The organism is Arthrobacter sp. Y3223164 (genome assembly GCF_059091005.1).
Map to the genome: position 1 here is coordinate 1 of NZ_JBNHGF010000286.1, position 3,571 is coordinate 3,571.

Consider the following 3,571-nt stretch of genomic DNA (forward strand, 5'->3'; position numbering starts at 1 on the left):
GCCAGGGCTCCGTGCACGTCGAGCCGGCGGACGGCCCGGGCGGCTGCCGACCCCAGCGAGGCCTGCTGCCACAAGCGGGAGGCCAGCGAGAGCACCGCGCTCTCCCGGGCGGTGAAGTGGAGTTCCGGCAACCGGTACTTGTGCCGGTCGATCCGGTACCGCAGCCCGCTGTTGTCGTTTTCGTAGAGCGTGTCGTCCGGGAACGTCTCCACCGGGATGCCCATTTCCCGCAGGTCCTCTTTGTCCCGCTCGAACAGCCGGTTGAAGGCGTCGTCGCTGGTCGCCTCGCGATACGGCGGGATCAGCGCGCGCAGCTCTTCCTTGCTGTAGCCCCGGCGGCGTTCCAGCAGCGCGATCAGCAGGTTGAGGAGTCGTTCGGTCTTGGAGGCGGACATAGTTGAAACGTTACTGGCTGGAGGGTTTCGGGGCGAAGTCAACGCCGAAGGGGCGGAGTAACGATGAACTAACGTTCTCCGTCGCTCCGCCCCCGGCTGCCGGTCTGTGGGCTCAGCGGACGCCGAGCAGGTCCACCACGAAGATCAGCGATTCGCCCGGCGCGATCGCGGACCCGGCGCCGCGGTCGCCGTATGCGAGGTGCGCCGGGATCTCCAGCCGGCGGCGGCCGCCCACCTTCATGCCCAGCAGGCCCTGGTCCCAGCCCTGGATGACTTGGCCGACGCCAACGCGGAAGTCCAGCGGTGCGCCGCGGTTCCACGATGCGTCGAACTCTTCACCGGTGGACCAGGCGACGCCCACGTAGTGGGTGGACACGGTGTCGCCGGCCTTGGCCTCGGCGCCGTCTCCCACGATGATGTCTTCGATCACCAGGTCCTGCGGGGTTTCGGTCCCCGGGAAGTCGATCTCGGGTTTGGTGCGGTCGTATTCGCGCTTGCCAAAAGACATGCTGAACCTCTCTTGCTTGACGTGTATCTGGTGCTGCGTCGGCTACGTTACCGCACGGTGCGGCATCCCCTACCGGACGTCCGTAAGCTCCACATAGAAGATGAGGTCCCCCACGGCATCTCCCTGGCCCTGCACATAGGCCATCTCGGTGGGAATGGACAGCATGACCTTGGCACCTTCCTTCAGGCCGGTCAAACCCTTGGTCCAACCTTCGATGACTCGGTTGAGCGGGAACTCGGTGGCTTCCCCGCGGGAATAGCTGGAATCGAATTCGGTGCCCTTGGCCCAGTTCCATCCGGCGTAATTGGCCCTAACCGTGCTGGAAGCGGTGGCTTCCTTGCCCTTGCCTTCTTCGATGACCTTGACGATGAGGTTCTCCGGCGCGTCGTTGCCTTCAGGGATCTTGACCGAGGGGACGCCCTCGCCGTCGAGGGTGATCTCGGGAAGTTTGCCGGCCTTCTCCAGCTCGGCGACCTCGGCGGGACTTGCCTTGACGGCCTTGTCCTTGACATCCTCCACGGTCAGGACGAACAGTTGCGGGTTTTGCGCCGGCGCGGACGCGCCGGCGGTTTCCGGAGGCTGCAGGTAGTAAGCGATCTGGCTGCCCGGGTTGGAGCCCAGCAGAGCCCCGTACAGCGTCGGATCGGCAGCTTCCAGATCCTTGCTCAGTTCCACCGTCTGGTCCGCCAGGCCGGAGTAGGTCTCGACCAACTGTTCCCCGGTGACAGCGTCCTTGGCCAGCAGCCGGTAGCGGATCCACTGGCCCGCGGCAGCACCGTCCCCCTCGCCTTCGGTGATGACTTCGGCCCGGGATTCGGGCAGTTCCAGCGGCGCGGCGAATTCGACGGCGGGGGCGGCGCCTTCGGCGCCGGAGGTCACGGAGATGTCATCCAGGCTGTCCGAACCCGAATCGCCGTTGCCGCCGCACGCGGTGAGCAGCAGGGCGGCCGGCAGGAGGATGGAGAGTATTTTGCGCACAATCGACTTTCTTATCGCGGAACTTGCGGGCACGGGACATTCTCGCAGAGAAATCTGGTGATCCGCTTGGAATACGGGGCGGAGGTCACAAGGTGGCGAGCAGCGCCTCGACCCTGGGGTCCTCGCTTTTGAACGGATCCTTGCAGAGGATGGTCTGCTGGGAGCGGTCGTTGAGCTTCAGGTGGACCCAGTCGACCGTGAAGTCGCGGCCGTTTTCCCGGGCCGCGCGGACGAAGTCGCCGCGCAGCTTGGCGCGGGTGGTCTGCGGCGGCCGGTCCACGGCGTCCTTGACGTCCTGTTCCTCCACCACCCGGGCCACCTCCCCGCGTGCCTGCAGCAGGTGGTAGAGGCCGCGCCGGCTGGAGATGTCGTGGTAGGTCAGATCCACCTGCGCGATCCGCGGGTGATCCAGGTCGATGGCCTGGCGGTCCATGATCCGGTTGATCAGCCGCTTCTTGATGGCCCAGTCGATCTCCCGCTCGATGCCGCGGTGGTCGCCCGATTCGACGGCCGCCAGGGTCCGTTCCCACAAATCGAGGATGCGTTCCACGTGCGGGCTGTGTGCCCCGTTGGCCTGGACGAACCCGCGCGCCTTGGCCAGGTATTCCTGCTGCATGGCCAGCGCAGACATCTCCCGCCCGCTGGCCAGCTTCAGCGGCCTGCGGCCGGTCAGGTCGTGCGAGATGTCCCGGATGCTGCGGATCGGGTTTTCCAGCCGGAGGTCGCGCATGATGACCCCTGCTTCGATCATCCGCAGGAGCAGGTCCACCGTCCCGACCTTGAGCATGGTGGTGGACTCGGACATGTTTGAGTCGCCGTTGATGACATGCAGCCGCCGGTAGTACTCGGCGTCTGCGTGCGGTTCGTCCCTCGTGTTGATGATGGGCCGTGACCTGGTGGTGGCGGACGAGACGCCCTCCCAAATGTGGTCGGCGCGCTGGGAGAAGGCGAAGATGGAGCCGTTCTGCGTCTTGAGCACCTTGCCGGCGCCGACCAGGATCTGCCGCGTCACCAGGAACGGGATCATGATGTCGGCCAGCCGGGAGAATTCCAGTTTGCGCGGGATCAGGTAGTTTTCGTGGCTGCCGTAGGAATTCCCGGCAGAATCGGTGTTGTTCTTGAACAGGTAGACGCTGCCGCCGAAGCCCTCCCGCGCCAGGCGCTCCTGGGCTTCGTTCATCAGGTCTTCGAGGATCAGTTCCCCCGCCCGGTCCTGCGCCACCAGTTGGGCGACGTCGTCGCATTCCGCGGTCGCGTACTCGGGATGGGACCCGACGTCCAGGTACAGCCGGGACCCGTTGGTCAGGAACACGTTGGACGACCTGCCCCACGTGACCACCTTGCGGAAGAGGTAGCGGGCCACCTCTTCGGGCGAGAGCGGGCGCGAATCCGGCGCCGAATAGGAAATGCCGAATTCGGTCTCGATCCCGAAGATGCGTCGGTCCATGGCTAGCCGTCCATTCCCTCGCCTAATATCCGGTGCAGTTCAGCGGTCGGCAACCGGCGGAAGGCGCGCCGGCTCCCCCGGGTGGACAGCGGGTCGCGGTCCAAAACGGCGACTTCCAGGCCCTCGGGACGCAGTTCCCTGCCCTGGTCCGTGTGTGATCGCGTGCGCACGCGGACGTTTTTCTATAGCAAGAGTTAAGGCTACCGTCTCGTCGCTTGTGCTCTGCATCAGTAGACTGTCGAC

The 3,571-nt window shown here is 65.5% G+C and carries 4 protein-coding genes and 1 pseudogene; all 5 read right to left on the reverse strand.

What is annotated here, in order from left to right; translation table 11 throughout:
* Positions 1 to 395 (reverse strand): annotated as a pseudogene (locus AC5RUJ_RS12650) (helix-turn-helix transcriptional regulator); the annotation flags it as partial.
* Between the two features lie 112 nt (positions 396 to 507).
* On the reverse strand, positions 508 to 903 hold the full coding sequence (locus tag AC5RUJ_RS12655; protein ID WP_493978452.1) for an FKBP-type peptidyl-prolyl cis-trans isomerase: 396 nt from the start codon (positions 901 to 903) through the stop codon (positions 508 to 510).
* A 69-nt stretch (positions 904 to 972) separates the two neighbouring features.
* Positions 973 to 1,881 (reverse strand): FKBP-type peptidyl-prolyl cis-trans isomerase, encoded by a 909-nt coding sequence (locus AC5RUJ_RS12660; RefSeq protein WP_494074493.1) that lies wholly within the window; start codon positions 1,879 to 1,881, stop codon positions 973 to 975.
* Between the two features lie 85 nt (positions 1,882 to 1,966).
* Entirely contained in the window at positions 1,967 to 3,328 is a 1,362-nt protein-coding gene (gene pafA / locus AC5RUJ_RS12665; RefSeq protein ID WP_494013987.1) for a Pup--protein ligase, read from the reverse strand.
* 2 nt (positions 3,329 to 3,330) lie between these two features.
* The gene (locus AC5RUJ_RS12670) at positions 3,331 to 3,498 is read right to left on the reverse strand and encodes a hypothetical protein (protein ID WP_494155948.1); all 168 of its coding nucleotides are present in this window, start codon (positions 3,496 to 3,498) and stop codon (positions 3,331 to 3,333) included.
* Between the last annotated feature and the right edge of the window lie 73 nt (positions 3,499 to 3,571).